Genomic DNA, 24,349 nt, shown 5'->3' on the forward strand with positions numbered 1-24,349 from the left:
GCCCTACTCCGCCGCGACACGGGCTTCGCCCGTCAGGTAGCCGGCGATGGATTCGGCGGCCTCGCGGCCGTCGCGGATGGCCCAGACCACCAGGGACGCGCCGCGCACGATGTCGCCCACGGCGAAGACGCCGGGCAGGCTGGTGCGGTGGGTTTGGAAGTCCGCCTTGATGGTGCCCCAGCGGGTGACCTCCAGCCCGTCCGCGCCCCACAGCCTTGGCAGGTCCTCGGGCTCGAAGCCCAGGGCCTTGATGACCAGGTCGGCGGGCTCGTCGTAATCGGCCCCCTCGATCAATTCGGGCGACTGGCGGCCGGTCACGTCCGGTGCGCCCAGGCGCATCCTCTGCACGCCGACCGAGGCGACCTGCATGACGGCGCGCACCGGGCCGTCCACGTCGGCTTCCTGGCTGGCGGCGAAATCCCCGGTGACATGACCGATGAACCTGCCCGGCGCCGACATCCAGACGAACTGGACGCCCTCCTCCTCGGCGCTCTGGACCTCTCGCTGCGAACCCGGCATATTAGCCCGGTCGCGGCGATAGAGGCACTTCACCGACAGCGCGCCCTGGCGGATCGCGGTGCGCACGCAGTCCATCGCGGTGTCGCCGCCGCCGATCACGACGACGCGCTTGCCGCGCGCGTTCAGTTCGCCATCCTCGAAATCGGGCACACTGTCGCCGAAATCGACCTTGTTCGAGGCAGTCAGATAGTCGATGGCGCGCACCACGCCCCCGGCATCGGCATTGTCGATGTCCAGATCGCGGGTCTTGTAGACCCCCGTGGCGATCAGCACCGCGTCGTGCCGGCCCCGGATCGCGTCGAAGCTGATGTCCTCGCCCACGGTGCAGTTCAGCACGAATTCGACGCCGCTTTCCTCGAGCCAGCGGCTGCGGCGCATGACCACGTCCTTCTCCAGCTTGAAGCCGGGGATGCCGTAGGTCATCAGCCCGCCCGCGCGGTCGTAGCGGTCATAGACGGTGACCTGAAAGCCGCGCGCGCGCAGCATGTGGGCGGCGGAAAGGCCGCCGGGACCGGCGCCGATGATGCCGACCGATTCGGCGCGTTCCCGTTCGGGCCTGACAGGGGTGATCCAGCCCTGATCCCAGGCGGTGTCGTTGATGTATTTCTCGATCGCGCCGATGGTGACGGTGCCGTGGCCGGACTGCTCGATCACGCAGTTGCCCTCGCACAGCCGGTCCTGCGGGCAGATGCGCCCGCAGATTTCGGGCAGGGTGCTGGTCGCATGGCTGACCAGATAGGCTTCGTGCAGGCGCCCTTCGGCCGTCAGTCGCAGCCAGTCGGGGATGTTGTTGTGCAGCGGGCAGTGGCTTTGGCAATAGGGCACGCCGCACTGGCTGCACCGGCTGGCCTGTTCGGCCGCCTTCGCCCGCGCGAATTCGCGATAGATCTCGTGAAAGTCCTCGCTGCGTTCGGTCGCGGGGCGTTTCTCGGGCATCTCGCGCGGGGTCGAGACGAACTTGAGCATCTTCTGCGTGGCCATGGCTGCGCGACCTTCAATGACAGACCTTCCGCAGCCGGCATAAACCAAGAGATCCAGCATTAAAAGTCAGCATTACTGACTTAAATGGCAGATTTAGCCCGCGATCTAAAAAAATCGGCTTCGAAAGCGTCAAAAATAGTCAGCATGCCTTACCCAAATGCCCAGAGACCCAGCAGCGCCAGAACGCCGACGATGATCCGCCACCAGCCGAACAGCGCATAGCCGTGTTGCGAGACATAGCCCAGAAGCCAGCGAACCACGACCAGCGCCATCACGAAGGCCGCGACAAAGCCGATGGCGATGTTGCCCAGGGCGCCTGCATCCAGAAGGTCGCGGTTCTTGAACAGGTCCAGGGCGAAGGCCCCCAGCATGGTCGGCATCGCCAGGAAGAACGAGAACTCGGCCGCGGCCCGCTTGTCGGCCCCCATCAGCAGCGCGCCGACGATCGTGGCGCCGGACCGCGAGACGCCGGGGACCATCGCCAGACACTGGAACAATCCGATCCTGAAGGCCACGGACAGCGGAAACTCCTCGACGCGGCCATAGACCGGACGGGTGGCCCTGCGATCCACCCACAGCAGGACCAGCCCGCCCAGGATCAGCATCACCGCGATCAGGGCGGGCGTCTCGAACAGCACCGCCTTGATGAAGCCGTGGGCCAGAACCCCGACCGCCGCCGCCGGCAGGAAGGCCAGCAGGACCGCCTGAAGAAAGCGCCGCGACGCCGGGTCGCGACGGGCCGAGGCAAGGATATGGACGATCCGCGCGAAATAGACCCCCAGGATCGCCAGCAGGGCGCCAAGCTGGATCAGCACCTCGAAGCTGCGGCCGGGCGACTCGAAGCCGAGGAAATGGCCTGCCAGAAGGATATGCCCGGTCGAGGACACCGGGATGAACTCGGTCAGGCCCTCGAGGATCCCGAGGACCGCGGCGACGATGGTGTTGGCTTCCATCACTCGGCGCGCAGGTTCTTGGCCGACTGCTTGATCGCGTCGAACTGGCCCGACGGCCGGAAACGCCACAGATATTCGTCGATCACCGCCTCGGGTGCGACCGGGTCGATGCCCAGTTCGGCAAAGCCGCGTGCGCCGGGTGACACCACGTTGTCGGCACGCAACAGCGCGATCTGGTCGCGGGTCAGGATGGTGTTGGTGAACAGGCCGCCGGTGATCGTCTGCAGGACACCCAGCACCCGCGCGCCCAGTTCCGCCACCCGGAAGGGCAGGTTCACCACGCCGCGCCGGCGCATGGTGGATTTCAGCACCTGATCCACCACCTGCCGCAGGGTCAGGATCTCGGGGCCGCCCAGTTCGTAGATGCCGGGCGCCGCCTCGCCGGTCGCGCCCTTGACGGCGGCAAGGGCCACGTCGTCCACATAGACCGGCTGCATCCGGGTGCCGCCGCCCACGACCGGCACCACCGGGCCCAAGCGGGTCATCGCCGCGAAGCGGTTGTAGAAATTGTCGCCCGGCCCGAAGATCACCGAGGGCCGCAGGATCACCGCGTCCGGGCGGTGCTTCAGGACCGCCGCTTCCCCGCGCGCCTTGCTGGCGATGTAGGGGCTTTCCGAGGCGGGATCGACCCCCAGACCCGAGATGTGGACGACCCGCTCCACGCCCATCTCCAGCGAAAGTCGGGCGATCCGTTCGGCGCCTTCCTCGAACACCGTCTGAAAGCTGCTCTGGCCCTTGGGGGCCAGGATGTTGACGCAGTTCACCACCGCATCCGCGCCGACCATGGCCGCGCGCACGGACAGTTCGTCGCGGACGTTGCACAGGATCGGCTGGACCTGTCCCACCGCGCCATAGGTGCGGGTGAACAGCGCCTCGTCGGGACGGCGGACGGCGACGCGCACGCGCCAGCCGCGCTTGGCCATCTGCCGGGCGACGTGGCGGCCGACAAAGCCGGATCCGCCATAGATCGTGACCAGTTTCGCCATGGGCGTCTCGCCTCCTTCATGCCGATGCCTGCTGGTTCCATATCCAAGCGCGGGCGGCGCGACAAGGCGGGGCACGGCCTGGGGGCGGATCGGCCCGCAGCCGCCAAAGATTTTCGCAAGATTTCTGCCGCCCACCCATTGACGCCCCCCGCGACTGGCTTTAGAGACCCGCCTCACACCAGTTGGCCCAGATGGCGGAATTGGTAGACGCGCACGGTTCAGGTCCGTGTGCCGCAAGGCGTGGAGGTTCGAGTCCTCTTCTGGGCACCATAAAAAGCCCCCGGAAACTTCGGTTTCCGGGGGCTTTTTCCTGTCCGGGGCCTGTCGTGTCCTGGGCGGATGGCCAGGGCGGGAACGGGCCCGCCGCAGCCCCCTGCCGGCGGGCCTAGAACTGCTTGCCCCAGGCGCGGTCCAGCGACAGCCGCCCGCCGCCATGCGCGGCGAAATACAGCGTCAGGCCCAGCCACAGCAGCGACTTCTCGGCCCCGGCGAAGCCCTCGGCCTGGACGACCCAGTGGAAATAGCTGGTCACGCACAGCACGATCGAGGTGGCGACGGCGGCCGGTCGGGTCAGCAGGCCCAGGACCAGCAGCAACCCGCCGAAGAACTCGGTCCCGGCCAGAAGCGGCGACCAGAACCAGCCGGGATGGAAGCCCAGCCCCTCGACCATGCCGACGGCGCCCATCGGGTTCATGATCTTGGGCCAGCCGTGCATCATGAAGGCCAGGCCGCAGATGACGCGCATGTAAAGGACCGTCAGCGGCGCCACGGCGGCATAGAGGCGCTGAAGGCCGGGAATGATCAGGCGGGTGTTGGCGGTGTTGTAATCGGACATCGTGGTTGATCCCATTGGTCTTGCGGCCCGTCGCGGCGCAAGGAAAGCTGGTATTCCCCGTCCCGGGGGCGGTTCGGCGTGATGATCGGAGGGATCAGGCCCGCGGCGGTCGCCAGGGCGCGGCAAGCCGCAGGCCGGTCAGAACGACGGCGCCGAAGGCCATCGGCAGGCGCTGACGGGGACGGGCGGGCGCAGCCTCGTCCTGGGGCGGGGCCAGGCAGAGAAAGCAGACGCCGGGGTTCTGGGCGGTGTCCGAGGTGGCGCCGGGCAGCGCCGCGCCGTGGCACGGATCGCCCGCGCCCCACTGGGCGCTGCAGGCAGGCCGCGCCAGCCCCGCGCCCGCCACGGTGACGGACATCGCCAGAAGCGCGACCATCAGCATGACTGTGGCAAGAACTCTCATCCCGGGGGCGCGCCAATGGTTGCGGATGGGGCGATATGGCCCGGCGGAACGCCGCTTTTCAAGCGCCTTCCCCTCGGTCGGCTTCACGATGGTGAAACCCCCCGCCGCCGAGGTGGTTGGGCACCTGCATCCCATGAAAGGAGAGCATCATGTCGGAACTGATCGTCATCGCCTTCGACGACGAGGCCACCGGGTTCGAACTGCGGGCGGAACTGGTGAAGATGCAGGGGGAATACCTGATCGAGATGGAGGACGCGGTGGTGGTCACCCGCCCGACCGAGGACGACATCAAGCTGCACCAGGCCGTCAACCTGACGGCCGCGGGGGCGCTGGGCGGGGGCTTCTGGGGCACCTTCATCGGGCTGATCTTCCTCAACCCGCTGATCGGCGCGGCGGTGGGGGCGGCCTCGGGCGCACTGGCCGGCAAGCTGACGGATGTGGGGATCAACGACGACTTCATCCGCCAGACCGCACGGGCGCTGCCGCCGGGCGGATCGGCGGTCTTCGTGCTGCTGCGCAAGATGACGGCGGACAAGATGCTGGACCGGCTGCAATCCTTCCACCACCGGGGCCGGGTGCTGCAAACCTCGCTGTCGCGCGAGGACGAGGACCGGCTGCGCGACGCCCTGTCGGGCAATCCCGCGCCGGTGCCGCCCGTCGCCCCGCCCCCTGCCGGCGCTTGACGCAGGCGGGGGCCGCGTGAGACAGGGCGGGCATGGTCCTGCGCGCCCTTCTCAGCCGTCCCGCCGACGATACCGGGTCCGCGACGCGGCCGATCCGCGGGCGGGTCCTGCGGCGGCTGCTGATCTGGACGCGCTGGCTGGCGCTGCGCTTTGCGGCGCTGATGCTGGGGCTGGTGTTGGTCTATGGCCTGGTCAACCCGCCCACGACCTGGACCATCGCCGCCGAGGCGACGACGCCGCGGACTTGGGTGGATCTGGACGACATCTCGGGGGCGATGCGGCGGTCGGTCGTGGCAGCCGAGGATGCGAACTTCTGCCTGCACTGGGGCTTCGACATGGCGGAAATTCGCAAGGTCGTGGCTTCGGGATCGTCGCGGGGGGCATCGACGCTGACCCAGCAGACGGCCAAGAACGTCTTTCTGTGGCAGGGGCGCAGCTGGACCCGCAAGGCGCTGGAAACCGCCTTCACCCCGATGATCGAGGCGCTGTGGACCAAGCGCCGCATCCTCGAGGTCTATCTGAACGTGGCCGAGTTCGGCCCCGGCATCTTCGGCATCCAGGCGGCGGCGCGCGAATATTTCGGCACCACGCCGGACCGGCTGACCGAGGTGCAGGCGGCGCGGCTGGCGGCGGTGCTGCCCGCGCCCAAGACGCGCAGCCCGGACCGGCCCTCGCAACGGTCGCGCGCCATCGCCGACGGGGCGGCGACCATCGCGCGCGACGGTCGCGCCGATTGCTTCGCCGCCGCCCGCGCCGGTTGAAACGCGGCGGGCGCAGGCTTATCAAGGCCCGATTGCACGACAGGGATTCTTGAACCAGGCGATGAACAGCAACACCCAGACCACCCGGCTTTATCACACCGCGCTGTCACCCTTCTGCCGCAAGGTCCGGCTGGTGCTGGCCGAGAAGAAGATCGAGGTGGAACTGGTCGAGGAACGCTATTGGGAAAGCCCGCCCGACCTGAAGCGCCGCAACCCAGCCGGCAAGCTGCCGGTGCTGCGCCATCGCGGCAACATGCTGGCCGAAAGCCAGGCCATCGTCGAATATCTGGACGAGGCGGTTCCCTCGCCCGCGCTGATGCCCTCGACACCGCTGGAACGCCATGAGGTGCGCCGCCTCTGCGCCTGGTTCGACGACAAGTTCAACGCCGAGGTGACGGTGCCGATCCTGACCGAGCGGGTCTGGAAGAAGATCACCCGCCAGGGCTATCCCGACAGCCGCGTGGTCAAGGAGGGCCTGCGCGCCATCAAGGAGCATATCGACTATCTGGCCACGCTGCTGGAAACCCGCCGCTGGCTGGCCGGCAACAGCCTGACGCTGGCCGATTTCACCGCCGCCGCGCATTTCTCGTGTCTCGACTACATTTCGGACGTGGACTGGGACCGTTCGGACAGCCTGCGCGACTGGTATGCCACCATCAAGTCCCGCCCGGCCTTCCGGTCGATCCTGGCCGACCAGGTTCCGGGCATCCACCCGGCCCCCCATTATGCCGAGCTTGACTTCGGCTAGCGCCGGGGGCCGGCCCCCGGTCCCCCCGGGGTATTTGGACAAAGGTGAAAGAGCGTCTGGCGGCTGAAGCCGAAGCCGTGGGCTTTTCCCGGATGCGCGTGACGACGCCCGATGCGGTGCCCGAGGCGGCAGAGCGATTGCAGCAGTTCCTGGCCGCCCGGCGGCACGGGCAGATGGGCTGGATGGCCGAGCGCACGCGGTGGCGCGGCGATCCGGCGGCGCTGTGGCCGGAAGCCCGTTCGGTGATCGTTCTGGCCGAGCTTTACACACCCGACCACGATCCGCTGGCGGTTCTCGACCAGCCCGACCGTGCCGCGATCAGCGTCTATGCCCAGGGGCGCGATTACCACGACTTGGTCAAGAAGCGGCTGAAGCAGCTTGGCCGCTGGCTTCTGGAACAGGCGCCGGGCGAGCAGATCAAGGTCTTCGTCGATACCGCGCCGGTGATGGAAAAACCCCTGGCGCAGGCCGCGGGCCTGGGCTGGCAGGGCAAGCACACCAACCTTCTGTCGCGCGATCTGGGAAGCTGGTTCTTCCTGGGCTCGATCTTCACGACCCTTCCCCTGCCCCCGGACGCACCCGAGCGTTCGCATTGCGGATCCTGCCGCGCCTGCCTGGACGCCTGCCCGACAGGCGCCTTTCCGGCGCCCTATCAACTGGATGCGCGGCGCTGCATTTCCTACCTGACGATCGAACACAAGGGGCCGGTCGATCCCAAGCTGCGCCCCCTGATGGGCAACCGCATCTATGGCTGCGACGACTGCCTGGCGGTCTGTCCCTGGAACAAGTTCGCCCAGGCCGGGTCCGAAATGCGCTATCGCGGCATCGTCGGCGCCCCGCCCCTGGCCGAGCTGGCGCGGCTGGACGATGCGGGCTTCCGGGCGCGCTTCTCGGGCAGCCCGATCAAGCGCATCGGGCGCGACCGCTTCGTGCGCAACGTGCTTTATGCGATCGGCAATTCCGGCGATCCGGGGCTTGCCCAGGTGGCGGAAAGCCTGACCGGCGATGGCGACCCTGCCGTGGCCGACGCGGCGCGCTGGGCATCGGACCGGCTGAGAACGCGGGCCGGGGGCTAGAGCAGGAAGTCGCCGCGGTCGAGGTCGATCTGGTCCAGAAGCCGCACCACCAGATCCGCCCTGCCATCGCCATCCAGGTCCGCCATGACGCGGGTTTCGGACGGGGTGTGATGCCAGCGAAGCTGGCGGGCGGCGCTGAAATCGCCGTCGTCGATATAGCGCAGCCCCAGGCCGCGCAGGTCCAGACGATCGCTGCCGGCCCGGAAGTCCTGGATGATGTCGGGGGCGGCGGGGGCGCTGTCGCCGGGCCGGACAAAGCGGAACACGTCGGCATCGGCGCCGCCCCAGATCAGGTCGCTGCCGCCGCCGCCGGCCAGCGTGTCCCGGCCCGCGCCGCCCCAAAGCCAGTCGCGCTGCCCCTCGCCCAGCAGAAGATCCTGGCCGGCGTCGCCCTGAAGGCGGTCCGAACCGGCACCGCCCCTCAGGGCGTCGCCGCCGGTTCCGCCATAGAGCAGATCCGCCCCCGCATCGCCCCAGAGGCTGTCGTTGCCCGCCTGACCCGACAGCCGGTCGTTGCCCAGCCCGCCGCGCAGCGCGTCGCATCCCGCGCCGCCGGTCAGGCTGTCCTGACCAGCCTCGCCGAACAGCCGGTCGTTGCCGGCGCCGGCTGTCGCAATGTCGTTGCCCAGCCCGCCGCGCAGCAGGTTGTTGCCCCGCAGGTCCGTCAGCCGGTCGTTGCCCGCCTCCCCCCACAGGCTGTCGTTGCCCAAGCCGCCGTCCAGCAGGTCGCCGCCCCCGCCCCCGCGCAGCAGATCCTGGTCCGCCTCGCCCCGCAGCGTGTCCCGGCCCGCCCCCGCCAGCAGCCGGTCGTTGCCCCTTCCGCCGTCAAAGAGGTTGTTGCCCGAATAATCCTCGATCAGGTCAGCGCCGTCCTCGCCCCAGGACCGGTCGTTTCCGGCATTGCCCCACAGCCAGTCGGCGCCGGCCCCACCCCAGAGCGTATCGCCCCCGGCCCCGCCGTAAAGCCGGTCCGCCCCCGAGCCCCCGCGCAGGCCGTCGTTGCCGTCCTGGCCGAACAGGCGATTGGCGCCCCACAGGTCGGCCAGCGCATCGTTGCCGGCCTGGCCCTGCAGCGTGTCATTGCCCAGGCCGCCGTCCAGGCGGTCGTCGCCCGCACCGCCGTCCAGCAGGTCGTTGCCCTTGCCGCCGTCCAGCAGGTCGTTGCCGGCCTCTCCGAACAGCTGGTCGTCGTCATCCTCGGCCCAGAGGCTGTCGTTGCCCAGGCCCGCCCGCAGCAGATCCCGGCCCGACCCGCCGCGCAGCCGGTCGGCGCCGGCTCCGGCGGTCAGCAGGTCGTTGCCGGCCTCGCCCAGCAGGTGGTTGTCGCCCAGCAGGTCCGTCAGCCGGTCGTCGCCGGCACCGCCCCGCAGGCTGTCCTGCCCGGATCCGCCATCCAGCAAGTCAGCGCCGCCGCCCGCCTGCAGAAGATCGTCGCCCTCGCCGCCCCACAGCGAATCAAGGCCCGCCCCCGCCACCAGGCCGTCCCCGCCCGCGCCGCCCAGCAGGTGGTTGTCGCCCAGAAGATCCTCGAGAAGGTCGTCGCCATCCTCGCCCGACAGGGTGTCGTTGCCGGTCTCGCCGTACAGGCGGTCATCGCCCGCGCCCCCATACAGCCGGTCGTTGCCGGTCCCGCCCCGCAGGCCGTCCCGCCCCAGGCCTCCATACAGAAGGTCGCAGCCGTCATCGCCCAGCAGGCTGTCGTCGCCGCCGTCGCCGAACAGGCTGTCCTGTCCCGCCTGGCCCAGCACCTGATCGGCCCCGTCTCCGCCGCGCAGCAGGTCGTCGCCCGCCTGCCCCTGCACCGTGTCGCCGCCCGCCCCGGCCGAGACGGTGTCCTGTCCCTCGCCCGCCTGGATCTGGTCGGCGCCGCCCGCCCCCAGAAGCCGGTCCGGCCCGGCGGTTCCGAAGATCCACTGGCCGGCGGCGACGGGGGAACCGCGGTGCTGACCGGATCCAGCCGCGGCAGCATGTAATGGGCGATGGGAAACATCCCGTCGCCGAAATCCGCAGGCGCCAGGGGCGTGCCGTCGCGGCTGCGGATCTCGACGATGGCGTTGCCATAGACGATCAGCGTTCCCCAGGCCTGCGGCGCGAAGGTCAGTTGCAGGGTGCTGCGGATCATGCCCAGCATCGACAGGTCCAGCCGGTCGGTGCCTGCCTCGTAGTCGGTGATGACGATGCGGCCGTCGAAGCGCGTCAGGGCGAAGATGTCGGCGCCCGCGCCGCCGCTCAGCGTGATGCCGGTCCGGCCGGTCACCAGGATGTCGTCGCCGGCCCCGCCGCTCAGGCCGGTGGTGGCGCCGCCGGCCACCAGCAGATCGTCTTGGGCGGTTCCCGCGACCCGGCCCGATCCGGCAATCGCCGTGCTGCCGACCGCGCCGGGGTCGATGGCAAGCTGCGTCACCCCGGTCTCGCCCCCGGATGTGACCAGCAGGACGATCCTGCCGGCGATGGTCACGGCCTCGATCGCGCTGATGCGGTCCAGGGTCGTTCCGGCGGTGTCGGCGATGGTCTGCAGATGCAGCAGCCTGCCGTCCGGCATCAGCGCAAAGATCGAGATTCCCCCGTCCGCCCCGCCCGCGATCACGAAGCCGCGCCCGTCCACCACCGCCGTGGCCATGGCCGTTACCGACTGGAAGCGGGTCGTCAATTCGTCCAGCACGTGGTCGGTGGCGGTCAGCGCGCCGGTCCTGTCCAGCCGGAACACCGACAGCGAGGACGAGGCGTTCCCCGCCACCACGACGAAGCTGCGCCCCCCGACCTGCAGGACCTCAAGCCCCGAGGGAACATGGTATCCGGTCCCCTCGGCCGCGGCATGGACCGATCCGGCGCGCAGGGTGCCGTCCGCGCCGATCGCATGGGTCGAGATGAAATTGCCCAGGCCCGAGATCGCCACCACGAGGCGCTGCCCCTCCACCTCGAGCGTCGCGATCCCGTCCAGCGACGCCCCGGCCGCGCCCGCGGGCCTGGGCAGGTCGGCCGAGGAGACCGCCGACAGGCTGCCGTCGGCCGTGATCCGGTTCACCTCGATCGTCAGCCGGTCGGGCCGGGCCGAGACCAGGAACTGCCCCTGCTCGGTCACCAGATGCGCGCTGGCCGACAGACGCGCGCCGATCCTGTCGGCGGGAAACAGCTGTCCCAGCGTCCCCAGCCTGCCCATGCCGTCGATCGTCAGGCCCGCCACGCCCGCCCCCGAGACGCCGCCGACCAGAAGGCGGGCGCCGCCGTCCCCGCCCAGCACCGTCAGGCTGGGCTGCGCGTGATAGGTGAAGCCTGCCGGAAAGCCCGCCGTCAGCCCCCGGACCAGCGGCGCCAGCGGGTCGCCGATCCGATAGCTGGAGATCCCGCCCAAGGCGTTCACGGCGCACAGCAGCCACTGTCCCGCGGTCTGGACCAGCGCCAGATCGGTCACGTCAGACAGCCAGCGTTGCTGCGTGGTCCCATAGGTGACCACGTGACGATAGGAGATCATCTTGTCCGTTGATTGCGCGTTTCAGCTGCAAGCCCGGCGGCGGGCGATGGCTAACAGAACCCTAATCCGCACGGACCGGAAAGCCGGGTTTTCCCAAGGGTTTAACGAAAGCTTTACAGGTCGAAGGCCAGCGGGCCGTAGAGGATCAGCCCGGGCTGGGACACGGACGCCGTCGCCATCATCGCCGCCAGGCCGTCCACCGTGGTGCGGACCAGCCGCTGGTGGGGATGGCCCACCGCTTCGGCAAACAGGGCGGGCGTGTCGCCGGGCAGGCCGTGGGCGCGCAGGCCGCGCGCCAGGTCGGGAAAGCTGCGCTGCCCCATGAAGACCACGGTGGTGACCGCCGGATCGGCGATGGCGGCCCAGTTGATGTCGCCGGGAAGCCGGCCCGTCACGTCCGCGCCGGTGATGAACTGCACGCGGCGCGCGGTCAGCCGGCGTGTCAGCGGGATGCCCGCCGCCGCCGCCGCCGCGCTGGCCGAGGTGACGCCGGGCACGATCTCGAACGGGATGCCCGCCTGCCTCAGCGCCGCCAGTTCCTCCTCGAGCCGGCCGAAGAAGCCCGCGTCGCCGGACTTCAGCCGCACCACCCGGCGCCCGGCTAGGGCGTGTTCGACCAGCAGCGCGTTCACCTGGTCCTGACGGGCCGAGGGCCGCCCGGCGCGCTTGCCCACCGGGATGCGTTCGGCCCCTGGACCCGCATGGTCCAGCACCGCGCCGGATGCCAGGTCGTCGAACAGCACCACATCGGCCCGCGCCAGGCGGTCCGCGGCCTTCAGCGTCAGCAGTTCGGGATCGCCGGGCCCGGCAGAGACAAGCGACACGAAACCGGGTGGGGCAGCGGGATCAGGCAACGGGGCGGCTTTCGTCCGGGGCGTTCCAGCTATACCACCGCCGGCGGGCCAGACAATCCGCCCGGGGGCGAAACTTTCCGCCCGCCGCGACGTGACCGGGGAAGCAAGGAAAGGAACGCCATGACCGTCATCTGCTGGTTTCGCCGCGTGCTGCGGCTGGACGACCATCCCGCGCTTGTCGCCGCGGCCCAGGACGGGCCGGTGATCCCGCTGGTGATCCTCGACCCGGCCGAGGCCCGGGATCATCCCGCCTCTGCGCAGCGGCAGGCGATGGCGCTGCCCGACCTCGACGCCAGGCTGCGCCGGGCGGGCAGCCGCTTGATCCTGCGACGCGGGGATCCGGCCCAGGTGCTGGCCCGCGTCATCCGCGACAGCGGCGCCCGGGCCGTCCACACCTCGCAGGGGATGCCCTTTGCCGGGGATGCGGGGCTGCAGGCGGTGGCCGAACAGGCGGGCGCGCGGCTGCACCTGCATCCGCTGGCCGATCTGGTGCCGCGCGGCAGCGTGCTGACGGGCGGGGGCACGCGCTTCAAGGTCTTCACGCCCTTCTGGCGGGCGCTGCGCCGCACCCCCATCGCCACCCCCCTGCCCGCCCCGCGCCTGTCCCCGCCCGCGGCTTGGCCGGACAGCGACGGCATCGACTGGCCCGAGGCCCGCGCCGCCATGAACCGCGGCTGGGATATCGTCGCCCGCCATGTCCGGGCGGGGGAAGGCGCCGCGCATGACCGGCTTGACGCTTTCCTGGACCGGGTGGACGCGGGCTATGCCCGGCGGCGCGATCTTCCCGCCGATCCCGACGTGACCTCGGGCCTGTCCGATGCCCTGGCGGCAGGAGAGATCAGCGCCCGCCGGCTGTGGCACCGGGCGCTGCACGCCCAGCACGCCGGGGCGGGCGGGATCGAGGATTTCCTGCGTGAACTGGCCTGGCGGGACTTTGCCCGCGACCTGTTCGACGCCGCCCCCGACATGGCCAGCAACTGCTGGAAGCCGGAATGGAACGATTTTCCGTGGCGCGGCGACAACCCCGACGCGGCGGCCTGGCGGCAGGGACGCACCGGCGTGGCGATGGTGGATGCCGGGATGCGGGAACTCTACGCCACGGGGCGGATGCACAACCGGGTGCGGATGATCGCCGCCAGCTATCTGGTCAAGCACCTGATGACCGACTGGCGGATCGGCCTGGACTGGTTCGCCCGCTGCCTGACGGACTGGGACGCGGCCAGCAACGCGATGAACTGGCAATGGGTGGCGGGCTGCGGGCCGGATGCCTCGCCCTATTTCCGGGTCTTCAACCCCGAGGGCCAGGCCGCCCGGTTCGACCCCGGGCGCCGCTATCAGGACCATTGGCTCAAGCCCGGCGCCGCCGGGTCGCGTGCCTTCGCCGCCGCCGTGCCGCGGTCGTGGCGGCTGGATCCCGACGCCCGCCCGCAAGCCCCGGTCGGGCTGGACGAGGGGCGGCAGCGGGCGCTGGAGGCCTATGGGCGGTTCAGGCGATAGCCCCCGGCCGCGCGCCATGCCAGTATCAGGATCGCCAGCGCCGACAGGGCCAGCACCGGCATGTTCGCGGTCGCCAGGTTCGCCGCGAAGATCCCGATCAGCGCCCAGATCACCCCGGCCGGATAGCCCCATTCGCCCGGCCGCGCCGCCTGGACGGCCAGGGCCGCGCCGGTCACAGCCAGCAGGCACAGGATCGCCGCCGCCTGCTGGGACATCACCCCGAAGCCGGCCAGCACCACCCCGAACGAGGCCCCCGTCGCCGCCGTCAGCCAGCCCGCATAGAGCGCCACGGGGCGCCGCTGCCAGACCGCGTCCCGCCGCCCCGCGCGCAGGAAGGCGATCAGCGCCGGGACCAGCATCGCCACGATCAGCACCGTGGCGGCGATGGGGTCGCGATGCGCCGTCTCGATCCAGAAGGCGCCCAGGGCAAGGCTGACCAGCAGCGCGGGCCGCATCGGCTGCCAGTCGGGATCCTCGCGCCGCCTCCAGGCGCCGAAGGCGGATCCGGCCACCAGCCAGGCGAAGATCAGCCCCCAGATCGAAAAGGCCCAGCCGGCCGGCTGGATGGGCGGATCGGCCTGCGGGATCGGGAACTGGTCGGGCCGATAGCCTCCGAAGCCGTTCGACAGCAAAGGCGAGACGGCAAAGGCGACAGCCGCCAGCAGCACGAGGATGGGAAGCATTCTGCGCATGAGGATTTCCGCTAGCCCTGCAAGCAGGGCGACTGGCGGGCCAGATCCAGATCGGCCGGCGTGTTGATGTTGAAGAAGGGATCGCAGGATCCCCCTGCCTCCCAGACGGCCAGCCGGGCGCCATGATCGCGGGCAAAGCCGCGCACCCTGCGCCCGCCCGCGGCCAGAAAGGCCTGCAACGGGCCGCGCAGGGCCACGGGCCACAGCCCGAAGGTCGGGTGTTCGTGGATCCCGCCCTCGGCGTCGCGGCTGGCGGCCAGGACGATGCCGCCGCCGGCCCCGGCCAGCCGCCGGGCAAGATCGGCGGGAAAGAAGGGCGTGTCGCCCGCCACCGACAGGATCCGCGCGGCCCCGGTCCTGGCCGCCCAGTCCATGCCCGCCAGGATCCCGGCCAGCGGCCCGGGATGGTCCGGCAGGCTGTCGGGCAGGACCGGCAGGCCGAACCCCCCGAAGCGGGCCGGATCGCCGTTGGCGTTCAGCGCCACCGGCCCCGAGGAAGGCCCGAGCCGGGCGACGATCCGCGCCAGCATGGGCTGGCCGCCCAGATCCAGCAGGCATTTGTCGCCGCCGCCCATGCGGGTGGCCAGTCCTCCGGCAAGGATGATGACGGGTGGTGGGCTCATGGGCCGTTTGTGGCGCGGCTCGGGCGCATCGGCAAGGGGGCCGGCGCCGGTTGCCGGCATCCGCCGGAACCGGCCCAAGATCGGGCCAGCCGCGCATCCGGCCGCCGATGCCCGGCTGAATAGTTGACAATTTTACATGGGCGATTGATACCCGTCATCGTCTGCGGGCGCGATCCCGCCGGGATGCAACAGGACCCGCCTTGGGCGGGTCAGGAAGCCAGGGAACAGCATGATCCACCTGCCGCCGCGCCGCCTTGGCCTTGCCCTTGCCTTGTCCTGCCTGCTGGGAAGCCTCGCCCAGGCGCAGGACAGCACGCCCGCGGCCGATCCGGCCCCGGCCCCTGCAGCGGGGGCCACCGCGCCGGCGGCTGCCGAACCCGCCGAACCTGCGCCGGGTTATCTGCCCGAGGCCGTGCAGGACGCCCTGGCGCCGGTCCTGGCCCCGCCCGCCCGCGACCCGAACCTGCCCCACGACCTTTCGCCCCTGGGGATGTTCCAGGCGGCGGATGTGGTGGTCAAGGCGGTGATGATCGGCCTTGCCATCGCCTCGGTCATCACCTGGACGGTGCTGGTGGCGAAGGCGCTGGAACTGTGGGGCGCAAGCGGCAGGCTGCGAAAGGCCATCCGCCGCATCCAGGCCGCCCGCAGCCTGGACGCCGCCCTGACGGCCAGCGGCAGCCGCCGCGACGCGGCCTCGCGCATGATCCACGAGGCGGCCGAGGAATACCGCCGGTCCCAGCCCGCGCTGACGGTCGCGGGCGACCGGGGCATCAAGGAGCGCGTCGAATCGCGGCTGGAGCGGATCGAGGCCGTCGAGGGCCGGCGCATGGCGCGGGGAACCGGCATCCTGGCCACGATCGGATCGACCGCGCCCTTCGTCGGGCTGTTCGGCACCGTCTGGGGGATCATGAACAGCTTCATCGGCATCTCGGAATCCCAGACCACGAACCTGGCCGTGGTGGCCCCGGGCATCGCCGAGGCGCTGCTGGCCACCGCCATCGGCCTGGTCGCGGCCATCCCCGCCGTGGTCATCTACAACGTCTTCGCCCGCGCCATCACCGGCTATCGCCTGCGCCTTGCCAATGCGGCGGCGGGCGTCCGCCAGCTGGTCAGCCGCGACCTGGACTTCCGCGGCCTCCCGGCCGGAAAGGTCTGAGCCATGGCGGGCGGGATCCGGGAAAGCGGCGATGATCTGGTCGAGAACCACGAGATCAACGTCACCCCCTTCATCGACGTGATGCTGGTGCTGCTCATCATCTTCATGGTGGCGGCGCCGCTGGCGACGGTCGATGTCAATGTCGATCTGCCGGTGTCCAACGCGACGCCCGCGGAACGTCCCGATCAGCCGGTCTATCTGACCGTCAGGCCCGACCTGACGCTGGCGCTTGGCGACCGGGACATCGCCCCGGGCGGCCTTGCCGCCGCGCTGGCCCAGGCGACCGGCGGCGACCGAAACCAGCGCATCTTCCTGCGCGCCGACCGCGCGGTGGCCTATGGCGACCTGATGGACACGATGAACACCCTGCGCGACGCGGGCTATCTGAAGATCGCCCTGGTGGGGCTTGAATCGGCCACCGCCGCCGCGCCCGCGCCGGAACCACCGGCCGGGGATCCCCCGCAATGAGCGGCCGGGCGGGCAGCCTGATCCGCGCAGGCGCCTTGTGGGGCGGGGCTGCGGCTCTGGTGCTGGCGGCGCATCTGGGCGGCGGGCTGTGGCTTCTGCACCGCGCCGAGGCGGATGCCCCGCCCCCCGGGCTGCCTGAACCGGTCTATGTCGATCTCGCCCCCGCCGAGGAGCCCGCCGAGGAAGCCCTCGCCCCCGCCGAAGAAGCGGCCGAGGAGCCGGTCCGGCCCGAAGCCGAAGCCGAATCCCAACCCGAACCCGAACCGCAGCCGGCCCCGGCTGCAGAGCCTCTGGACCTGCCGCCCCTGCCGGAACTCGAGCCGCTGGAGGACATGGCGCGGCTGTTTCCGCCCGCCCCGCCGGATCTGCAGGCGCCGGCCTCGGTGGCCCTGAACAGCTCGGCCCGCCCCGAGCGGCGGCCCGAGCGCGACCCCCAGCCGCAGGCCCGGACCCGGCCGCAGGCGCCGCGCGAAGCCGGTGGGCAGCGCCAGGCGGAACCCCGGCAGGAACAGCCCGCAGCGCCCCGGCAACAGCAGGCCCGCCGCGCCGACCAGGGCGCCGGAGGCACGGGCGCCAGCGGACCCAGCCCGCAGCAGAAGGCCAGCCTGATGTCGCAATGGGGCGGCCAGATCCGGTCCTGCATCAGCCGCCGCGCCTCGGCCCCGCGCGGGATCCGCGAAGGCGGGCGCGTGACGCTGCGCCTCTCGGTCTCGCGCAGCGGCGCGATCCAGGGGGTCGGGATCGCCGGATCGTCCGGCATCGCGGCGCTGGATCAGGCGGCGCTGCAGGCCGCACAGCGCGCGGGACGCTGCCCCGGCGCCCCGGCGGCCCTGACCGATGCCAGCTACGCCTTCGATCTGCCGATCAACCTTCAGGTTCGCTGACGCTGCCGGCGGCCGCGTGCCCTGGCAGCGGCGATCCGCCTGGGCAACCCCGTCCTGGCGCCGGCGGGGCTGTCAGGCGCCGCCCGGGATCGCGCCGCCGGATCCCCGCCGCAGGACTCTGGCGCCCTGATTGGGCAGCCCCTGTCGTCCGGCCGCAGTCCCATTCGCCCGATCCGCCTGCCGGACCGCATCCTCAGGGGCTGGGCGCCTCGGCCGGCATGGAGGGGGCTTCGATCTGCCCCGGCGCCGGTCCGGGAAGCGGGCCTGCCTCGACCAGGCGGTTCTGGTCCCACTGGCCCGACGCCACCTCGCCGCTGGCATAGCGCATGACGCCCTGGCCCTGGCGCTTGCCCGCGACGAAGCTGCCCTCGTAGCGGTCGCCGCTGGCATAGGTGGCCACACCCTGTCCGTCGATCTCGCCCGCCTTCCAGCCGCCTTCATAGACGAAGCCGTCCGGCGTCGTCAGCCTGCCCTGGCCTTCGCGCAGGCCGTTGACGAAGCTGCCGGTATAGACGGTGCCGTCGGCATAGGTCGCCTGGCCTTCGCCGTGGCGCTGCCCATCGGCCCAGGCGCCGGTATAGACATAGCCGTCGGGATAGGTCATCCGGCCCTGGCCGTGGTTGCGGGCGTTCCTGAAGCCGCCCTCGTAGACCATGCCGTTGGCATAGCTGGCCCTGCCCTCGCCCTCGATCACGCCCTGGGACCACTGGCCCTCGTAGGTGGCGCCGTCGGGATAGGTGATCTTGCCCCTGCCGTGGGGGCGGTCGGCCTGCATCTGGCCCTGATAGATCGAACCGTCCGGATAGGTGATCTGGCCCTCGCCCTCCATCCGGCCCTCGACCCAGGAACCGATATAGACATAGCCGTCGGTTCCGGTGAAGGTGCCCTGGCCGTGGCGGCGGTCGGACTTGAACTCGCCCTCGTAGACGTCGCCGTTGGCATAGGTGGCGATGCCCTGGCCCTCGCGCTTGCCGTTCAGCATCTGGCCTTCGTAGCGGTCGCCCGACGCCTGGACCAGAACCCCGCTTCCCGACATCTGCCCGGCCGACCAGATGCCGTCATAGATCAGCCCGTCGGCCATGGTCAGGCGGCCCTTGCCCGCGCGCTGTCCCGCCAGCATCCCGCCTTCATAAACCGCGCCGTCGGGATAGGTGATCTTGCCCTGGCCTTCCTTGACGCCAGCGTTCCAGTCGCCCTCGTAGCGATAGCCGTTGGGCTGGGTCAGCACGCCCTTGCCCTGGTGCAGCCCCTTGACGAAGTCGCCCGTATAGACCGAGCCGTTCGCATAGCGGGCCACGCCCTTTCCGGTGATCTCGCCCTCGACCCAGTCGCCTTCGTAGGTGCCGCCGTCGGCATAGGTGATCTTGCCCGTGCCATGAGGCTTGCCCTGCGCAAACTGGCCCTCATAGACCGAACCGTTGGGAAAGGTGGCCCGGCCCCGGCCCAGGATCTCGCCTTCGACCCAGTCGCCCTCGTAGCGATAGCCGTTGGGCAGGGTATAGCTGCCCTGGCCGTGCTGGCGGCCGTTGCGGAAGGTGCCCTCATAGACGCCGCCATCGTCGTATTGCTTGGTCACGACCTGCGCATCCGCCGCCACGGACCCCGCCAAAAGCGCCACGACTGCCGCCCAACCTGCCGCCTTCATCGCCACATCGCCCCTTGACTTCCGCCTTGTGGTTTAGCGCAGGGGAACCCTTCGCGCAAAGCCCGACTTCTCCTTATCCGCGCCATCGCCTATCACGTTTTCCACAAGGACCAGGGGCCAGCATCATGACGAACCGTTTCCGCCTGACCATCGGCCAGTTGAATGCCACGCTGGGCGACCTGCCGGGCAACGCCGCCAAGGCGCGCGAGGCCTGGGCCGCCGCCAGGGATGCCGGGGCCGATATGCTGGCCCTGCCCGAGATGTTCATCACCGGCTATCAGACCCAGGATCTGGTGCTGAAGCCCGCTTTCACCCGCCAGGCCGAGGACGCCATCTGCGCCCTGGGCGCCGCCTGCACCGGCGGCCCCGCCATCGGCATCGGCGGGCCCTATGCCGAGGGCGACAGGCTGTACAACGCCTATTGGGTCTACAAGGACGGCGAACTGGTCGCCCGGGTGCTGAAGCACCGCCTGCCCTACAAGCAGCTGTTCGACGAATTGCGGCTGTTCGACAGCGGCCCGATCAGCGGCCCCTATCCGGTCGCGGGCGCGCGGATCGGGTCGCCCATCTGCGAGGACGGCTGGGCGCCCGACGTGGCCGAGACCCTGGCCGAGACGGGGGCCGAGATCCTGGTGGTGCCGAACGGCAGCCCCTATCACAGGAACAAGCTGGACCTGCGCATGGGCCACATGGTCGCGCGCGTCGTGGAAACCGGGCTGCCGCTGGTCTATGTCAACATGGCGGGCGGGCAGGACGACCAGCTCTACGACGGTGCCAGCTTCGTGCTGAACCCCGGCGGCCACAAGGTCGTCCAGCTTCCCCTTCGAGGAGATGTTGGCCCATGTCGATTTCACCCTGACCCCCGAAGGCTGGCGCGCCGAGCCCGGGCTGATGGCGCCCCAGCCCGACGAATGGGAACAGGATTACCAGGCGATGATGCTGGGGCTGCGCGAATACCTGCACAAGTCGGGCTTTTCCAAGGTGGTCCTGGGCCTGTCGGGCGGCATCGATTCGGCGCTTGTGGCCACGATCGCGGCGGACGCGGTGGGGCCTGAAAACGTCCATTGCGTGATGCTGCCCAGCGAATACACGTCGCAGACCAGCCTGGACGATGCCGCCGATTGCGCCACCCGGCTGGGCGTGCGGCTGGACACCGTGCGCATCGACGGCGCGCGCGACGCCGTGTCCCAGGCGCTTGCGCATCTGATGGAAGGCACGCAGCCCGATGTCACCGAGGAAAACATCCAGTCCCGCCTGCGCGGCCTGATGCTGATGGCGATTTCCAACAAGTTCGGCGGGATGCTGCTGACCACCGGCAACAAGTCCGAGGTGGGCGTGGGCTACGCCACGATCTATGGCGACATGGCAGGGGGATACAACCCGATCAAGGATCTCTACAAGACCCGCGTGTTCCAGACCTGCCGCTGGCGCAACGCCAACCACCGCCCCTGGATGATGGGCCCCGAGGGCGAGGTGATCCCGGCGCGCATCATTTCGAAGCCGCCCTCGGCCGAATTGCGCCCCGACCAGGTGGACCAGGACTCGCTGCCCCCCTACGAGATCCTGGACGCAATCCTGGAAGGTCTGGTCGAAAAGGACCTGTCGCTGGCCGATCTGGTCGCCCAGGGCTTTGAGGCGGATACCGTGCGCAAGGTCGAACGGCTGCTCTATGGCAGCGAATGGAAACGCTATCAGGCCGCGCCCGGCCCGCGGATTTCCACCAGGGCCTTCTGGCTGGACCGGCGCTATCCGCTTGTGAACCACTGGCGCGACAAGCTGTAGGCGGGACGGGCTGCCGTCCCCCCCGCGGCTTGTCCTGCGCGGCCCGCTATCCGGCCTGGCCCAGCAGTTCGCGCGCCGCCATGTCGATGAAGGCATCCTGGTTGAGGCCGACATTGTGCAGGAAGATCGCCTGGGCGCCCAGATCCGCCAGGGCCTGAAGGTCGGCCCGGTGCCGGCCGGGATCCGAGGAGACGCGCACCGCCCCGCCGATCTGATCGGGGCCGACGTAGCGGCCCAGCAGGTCGAAATCCGACGGCCGGCGGATGTCCCAGTTGATCTCTCCGCCGATGGCCACCGGCCCCCACTGGTCCAGGGCATTGGCCATCGCCTGATCCGGCGTCTCGGCCCAGGACATCGTGTGCTGGATATGGACCGGCTTGCCCTCGCCCCCGCCCTCGCGGAAGGCCTCGATCACCCTTGCCACCTTGGCGGGCTCGCCGCCCAGCGTCAGAAGCCCCTCGGCCCAGGCGCCGACCTGGCGCGCGGTTTCGGCGGTGGCCGCGGCGGCGAACAGCGGCGGCGGCGTGTCGGGCAGCGACCACAGCCGCGCCTCGATCACGGTGATGCGGCCGCGATGGGTGACGGTTTCGCCGCGCAGCAGGGCCTGCATCACGTCGAAGCATTCCCGCAGCCGGGCATTGCGTTCGGCCTTGTCCGGCCAGGTCATGCCGGTGACCCATTCGTTCAGCGCCTCGCCGGTGCCGAGCGCCAGCCAGAAGCGGCCGGGAAACATCTGCCCCAGCGTCGCCACCGCCTGGGCCATCACCGCCGGGTGATAGCGATAGCCCGGCGCCGAGATGCTGCCGAAGGGAACCGTGGTCGCACCCATCGCCGCCCCCAGCCAGACCCAGGCATGGCCCGACTGGCCCTGCCGCGTGCTCCAGGGTTGCAGGTGGTCCGAACACTTGACGCCGGCAAATCCCGCCGCCTCGGCGCGGATCGCCAGGTCGCGCAGGGCGCGAGGGTCGAACTGTTCATGCGAGGCGTGGTATCCGATGCGCGTCATGGCGTCCCCCTGGGCGGTCCCTTCATGGCTTCCTGCCGGAAGCCGGCTGAGGCCGGGGAAGTTCCCGGGCCCCGACGCCGGCCCCGATGCCGGCAGCGCCGCGGGGCCGCCGGACGGCAGGCGGCCGCGGCCTGCGGCAGGGGGCGCCTTCTGGTTCAGATGGCGGCGGGGGCGGCCCCGCCATCCCTTCTTGCGATGCGAAAGGAGACTTCATGACCATCCGCGCGGTTGGAACCCCGGCCGCCGACCAGCCCCTGGGTCCGATGCAGATCACCCGCCGCGATCCCGGCCCCCATGACGTGCGCATCGCGATCGCCTTCTGCGGCATCTGCCATTCCGACCTGCACCAGGCGCGCAGCGAATGGGCGGGCACGCTGTATCCCTGCGTGCCGGGGCACGAGATCGTGGGCCGCGTGACCGAGGTGGGCGCCCATGTCACCGGCCACAAGCCGGGCGATCTGGTGGGCGTCGGCTGCATCGTGGACAGCTGCCGGCACTGCCCCGACTGCGCCGAGGGGCTGGAGAACTACTGCGGCGGCATGGTCGGCACCTACAACAGCCCCACCCCCGACGCGCCGGGGCACACGCTGGGCGGCTATTCGCAGGCGATCGTCGTCCATGAACGCTATGTCCTGAAGATCAGCCATTCGCCGGATCAGCTTGCCGCCGTGGCGCCGCTGCTTTGTGCGGGGATCACCACCTGGTCGCCGCTGCGCCACTGGGGCGCGGGGCCGGGCAAGAAGGTGGGCGTCGTCGGGATCGGCGGCCTTGGCCACATGGGCGTCAAGCTGGCCCATGCCCTGGGCGCGCAGGTGGTGGCCTTCACCACGTCCCCCGACAAGCGCGAGGCCGCCAGGGCCCTGGGCGCAAGCGAGGTGGTCGTCTCGACCGACGCGGCCCAGATGTGGGCCCATGCGCAAAGCTTCGACTTCATCCTGGACACCGTGGCCGCCCCGCATGATCTGGACGCCTTCCTGGCGCTGCTGAAACGCGACGGCACGATAACGCTGGTGGGGGCGCCGGCGACGCCCCATCCCTCGCCCAACGTGTTCAGCCTCATCATGCGCCGCCGCAGCCTGGCCGGGTCGATGATCGGTGGCATCCCCGAAACCCAGGAGATGCTGGATTTCTGCGCCCGCCACGGCATCACCGCCGACATCGAGATGATCCGCGCCGACCAGATCGAGGAGGCCTACGACCGGATGCAGAAGGGCGACGTCAAGTATCGCTTCGTCATGGACATCGCCACCATGGCCTGAGCGGCCGCCCCGCCCCGCCGCGCCGCCAGGAACCGGGGCCGCGGCCGGGACGGGTTAATAAAGTTTTTCTGCGCGATCGTCGGGGAACCCCGCGGCAATCCTGCCGGTTGGGGGACGTGCGGCCGATGACTGCGGGTGCGTGAGGCGCCCCTGGCCGATGGACCTTCAACGACCAGCCGGAGAGTGTCGATGTTCTATACCGATAACAAGTTGCAATATCCCGTCCGGGTCGATTCCCCCAATCCGCTGTTCGCGCGCGCGCTGCAGCAGGCCATCGGTGGGGTCGAGGGCGAAATCCGCGTGGCGATGCAGTATTTCTTCCAAGCCTGCGGGGCGCGCGGCGACAAGCGGTTCCGCGACCTTCTGATGAACACCGCCGCCGAGGAGCTGGGCCACATCGAGATGCTGGCCACCGCCGTGGCGATGAACCTGGAAGGCGCGCCGCTGTCGATGAAAGAGGAAATGGCCGCCAGCGACCGGGCCGTGGGCGCGATCATGGGGGGCATCAACCTCAAGAACCTGCTGTCGTCGGGGCTGTCGGCGATGCCGGTGGACAGCGACGGGGTGCCCTTCGACATGTCCCACATCTATGCCAGCGGCAACATCGCCGCCGACATGATCGCCAACGTCGCCGCCGAATCCACCGGTCGGACGCTGGCCGTGCGGCTTTACAACATGACCGACGACGCCGGCATGAAGGACATGCTGCAATACCTGATCGCGCGCGACACCATGCACCAGAACCAGTGGCTTGCCGCGCTCGAGGAACTGGGCGGCATGACCGGCGCCTTCCCGATCCCCAACAGCCATCCCCAGGCCGAGGAAAAGACCGAGTTCAGCTATGCCTATCTGGGCTTCCAGGCCGATGGCAGCGCACCGGCCCCGGGCCGCTGGGGCGAAGGCGCCTCGATCGACGGCAAGGGCACCTTCACCACCGGCACCCTGCAGCCGTCCGACCAGATCCCGGACCTGGGCATGGCCCGGCCCGGCAGCGGCGCGCAGTCCGAACAGATCGGATAACCCGGCGGCTCGCCGGCCACGGCCGGCGGGCCCCTTGCGGCGTGGA

The 24,349-nt window shown here is 70.3% G+C and carries 21 protein-coding genes, 1 tRNA gene and 2 pseudogenes; 12 read left to right on the forward strand and 12 right to left on the reverse strand.

What is annotated here, in order from left to right; all coding sequences use genetic code 11:
- Window positions 1-3: 3 nt before the first annotated feature.
- The 3 genes from ACZ1HC_RS03920 to ACZ1HC_RS03930 form a co-directional block, all read right to left on the reverse strand.
- On the reverse strand, window positions 4-1,500 hold the full coding sequence (locus ACZ1HC_RS03920) for an NAD(P)-dependent oxidoreductase (RefSeq protein ID WP_472698847.1): 1,497 nt from the start codon (window positions 1,498-1,500) through the stop codon (window positions 4-6).
- 149 nt (window positions 1,501-1,649) lie between these two features.
- Window positions 1,650-2,453 carry an undecaprenyl-diphosphate phosphatase gene (locus ACZ1HC_RS03925; protein WP_472700777.1) on the reverse strand — a complete coding sequence of 268 codons (804 nt, stop codon included), beginning with the start codon at window positions 2,451-2,453 and terminating at the stop codon, window positions 1,650-1,652.
- Entirely contained in the window at window positions 2,453-3,439 is a 987-nt protein-coding gene (locus ACZ1HC_RS03930) for a complex I NDUFA9 subunit family protein (protein WP_472698848.1), read from the reverse strand. Before ACZ1HC_RS03930 ends, ACZ1HC_RS03925 begins: the two co-directional genes overlap by 1 nt.
- A gap of 185 nt (window positions 3,440-3,624) precedes the next feature.
- Between ACZ1HC_RS03930 and ACZ1HC_RS03935 the strand changes: the two genes are divergently transcribed.
- A tRNA-Leu gene (locus ACZ1HC_RS03935) sits at window positions 3,625-3,709 on the forward strand.
- A 115-nt stretch (window positions 3,710-3,824) separates the two neighbouring features.
- Here ACZ1HC_RS03935 and ACZ1HC_RS03940 read toward each other — a convergent pair.
- Together ACZ1HC_RS03940 and ACZ1HC_RS03945 are read right to left on the reverse strand one after the other, a co-directional pair.
- Window positions 3,825-4,274 (reverse strand): DoxX family protein, encoded by a 450-nt coding sequence (locus tag ACZ1HC_RS03940; RefSeq protein WP_472698849.1) that lies wholly within the window; start codon window positions 4,272-4,274, stop codon window positions 3,825-3,827.
- Window positions 4,275-4,368: 94 nt separating this feature from the next.
- On the reverse strand, window positions 4,369-4,677 hold the full coding sequence (locus ACZ1HC_RS03945) for a hypothetical protein (protein WP_472698850.1): 309 nt from the start codon (window positions 4,675-4,677) through the stop codon (window positions 4,369-4,371).
- Between the two features lie 149 nt (window positions 4,678-4,826).
- Between ACZ1HC_RS03945 and ACZ1HC_RS03950 the strand changes: the two genes are divergently transcribed.
- The 4 genes from ACZ1HC_RS03950 to queG all read left to right on the forward strand — a co-directional run bounded on the left by ACZ1HC_RS03950 (window position 4,827) and on the right by queG (window position 7,945).
- A complete protein-coding gene (locus ACZ1HC_RS03950) occupies window positions 4,827-5,360 on the forward strand; it encodes a DUF1269 domain-containing protein (RefSeq protein ID WP_472698851.1) in 534 nt (177 codons plus the stop codon).
- 32 nt (window positions 5,361-5,392) lie between these two features.
- A complete protein-coding gene (gene mtgA, locus ACZ1HC_RS03955) occupies window positions 5,393-6,121 on the forward strand; it encodes a monofunctional biosynthetic peptidoglycan transglycosylase (protein ID WP_472698852.1) in 729 nt (242 codons plus the stop codon).
- A 61-nt stretch (window positions 6,122-6,182) separates the two neighbouring features.
- A complete protein-coding gene (fzlA, locus tag ACZ1HC_RS03960; protein WP_472698853.1) occupies window positions 6,183-6,869 on the forward strand; it encodes an FtsZ-binding protein FzlA in 687 nt (228 codons plus the stop codon).
- A gap of 44 nt (window positions 6,870-6,913) precedes the next feature.
- On the forward strand, window positions 6,914-7,945 hold the full coding sequence (gene queG, locus ACZ1HC_RS03965) for a tRNA epoxyqueuosine(34) reductase QueG (protein WP_472698854.1): 1,032 nt from the start codon (window positions 6,914-6,916) through the stop codon (window positions 7,943-7,945).
- Here the strand turns inward: queG and ACZ1HC_RS03970 are convergent.
- The 3 genes and pseudogenes from ACZ1HC_RS03970 to cobA form a co-directional block, all read right to left on the reverse strand.
- Complete coding sequence (locus ACZ1HC_RS03970) at window positions 7,942-9,420, reverse strand: calcium-binding protein (RefSeq protein ID WP_472698855.1); 1,479 nt, start codon at window positions 9,418-9,420, stop codon at window positions 7,942-7,944. The genes queG and ACZ1HC_RS03970 overlap by 4 nt on opposite strands.
- A 102-nt stretch (window positions 9,421-9,522) precedes the next feature.
- Window positions 9,523-10,596, reverse strand: a pseudogene (locus tag ACZ1HC_RS03975) (calcium-binding protein); the annotation flags it as partial.
- A gap of 934 nt (window positions 10,597-11,530) precedes the next feature.
- Window positions 11,531-12,241, reverse strand: a complete 711-nt coding sequence (cobA, locus tag ACZ1HC_RS03980; RefSeq protein ID WP_472698856.1) for a uroporphyrinogen-III C-methyltransferase — start codon at window positions 12,239-12,241, stop codon at window positions 11,531-11,533.
- A 150-nt stretch (window positions 12,242-12,391) separates the two neighbouring features.
- Between cobA and ACZ1HC_RS03985 the strand changes: the two genes are divergently transcribed.
- On the forward strand, window positions 12,392-13,768 hold the full coding sequence (locus ACZ1HC_RS03985) for a cryptochrome/photolyase family protein (RefSeq protein WP_472698857.1): 1,377 nt from the start codon (window positions 12,392-12,394) through the stop codon (window positions 13,766-13,768).
- Here the strand turns inward: ACZ1HC_RS03985 and ACZ1HC_RS03990 are convergent.
- On the reverse strand, window positions 13,747-14,460 hold the full coding sequence (locus tag ACZ1HC_RS03990) for a hypothetical protein (RefSeq protein ID WP_472698858.1): 714 nt from the start codon (window positions 14,458-14,460) through the stop codon (window positions 13,747-13,749). The genes ACZ1HC_RS03985 and ACZ1HC_RS03990 overlap by 22 nt on opposite strands.
- An 11-nt stretch (window positions 14,461-14,471) precedes the next feature.
- A complete protein-coding gene (mobA, locus tag ACZ1HC_RS03995) occupies window positions 14,472-15,083 on the reverse strand; it encodes a molybdenum cofactor guanylyltransferase MobA (protein ID WP_472698859.1) in 612 nt (203 codons plus the stop codon).
- Window positions 15,084-15,312: 229 nt separating this feature from the next.
- Here mobA and exbB point away from each other — a divergent pair, with 229 nt between their 5' ends.
- The 3 genes from exbB to ACZ1HC_RS04010 are packed head-to-tail and all read left to right on the forward strand — an operon-like array spanning window position 15,313 to window position 17,591.
- A complete protein-coding gene (gene exbB / locus ACZ1HC_RS04000; RefSeq protein WP_472698860.1) occupies window positions 15,313-16,239 on the forward strand; it encodes a tonB-system energizer ExbB in 927 nt (308 codons plus the stop codon).
- A 3-nt stretch (window positions 16,240-16,242) separates the two neighbouring features.
- Window positions 16,243-16,707, forward strand: a complete 465-nt coding sequence (gene exbD, locus ACZ1HC_RS04005) for a TonB system transport protein ExbD (protein WP_472698861.1) — start codon at window positions 16,243-16,245, stop codon at window positions 16,705-16,707.
- Window positions 16,704-17,591, forward strand: a complete 888-nt coding sequence (locus tag ACZ1HC_RS04010) for a TonB family protein (protein ID WP_472698862.1) — start codon at window positions 16,704-16,706, stop codon at window positions 17,589-17,591. The genes exbD and ACZ1HC_RS04010 overlap by 4 nt, the downstream gene beginning before the upstream one ends.
- A gap of 193 nt (window positions 17,592-17,784) precedes the next feature.
- On the opposite strand, the gene ACZ1HC_RS04015 is transcribed toward ACZ1HC_RS04010, so the two are convergent.
- Entirely contained in the window at window positions 17,785-19,236 is a 1,452-nt protein-coding gene (locus ACZ1HC_RS04015) for a 2-isopropylmalate synthase (RefSeq protein ID WP_472698863.1), read from the reverse strand.
- A 125-nt stretch (window positions 19,237-19,361) separates the two neighbouring features.
- Here ACZ1HC_RS04015 and ACZ1HC_RS04020 point away from each other — a divergent pair.
- Window positions 19,362-21,018, forward strand: a pseudogene (locus ACZ1HC_RS04020) (NAD+ synthase).
- A 46-nt stretch (window positions 21,019-21,064) separates the two neighbouring features.
- On the opposite strand, the gene ACZ1HC_RS04025 reads toward ACZ1HC_RS04020, so the two are convergent.
- Window positions 21,065-22,024: a TIGR03885 family FMN-dependent LLM class oxidoreductase gene (locus ACZ1HC_RS04025; protein ID WP_472698864.1), complete on the reverse strand. Its 960-nt coding sequence runs from the start codon at window positions 22,022-22,024 to the stop codon at window positions 21,065-21,067.
- A gap of 212 nt (window positions 22,025-22,236) precedes the next feature.
- Between ACZ1HC_RS04025 and ACZ1HC_RS04030 the strand changes: the two genes are divergently transcribed.
- Together ACZ1HC_RS04030 and ACZ1HC_RS04035 are read left to right on the forward strand one after the other, a co-directional pair.
- Window positions 22,237-23,283, forward strand: coding sequence for an NAD(P)-dependent alcohol dehydrogenase (locus tag ACZ1HC_RS04030; RefSeq protein WP_472698865.1), 1,047 nt, complete (start codon window positions 22,237-22,239; stop codon window positions 23,281-23,283).
- Window positions 23,284-23,472: 189 nt separating this feature from the next.
- Entirely contained in the window at window positions 23,473-24,303 is an 831-nt protein-coding gene (locus ACZ1HC_RS04035; protein WP_472698866.1) for a manganese catalase family protein, read from the forward strand.
- The last annotated feature ends 46 nt before the right edge of the window (window positions 24,304-24,349 follow it).

The sequence above is a fragment of the Paracoccus sp. BR5-17 genome (genome assembly GCF_055693925.1).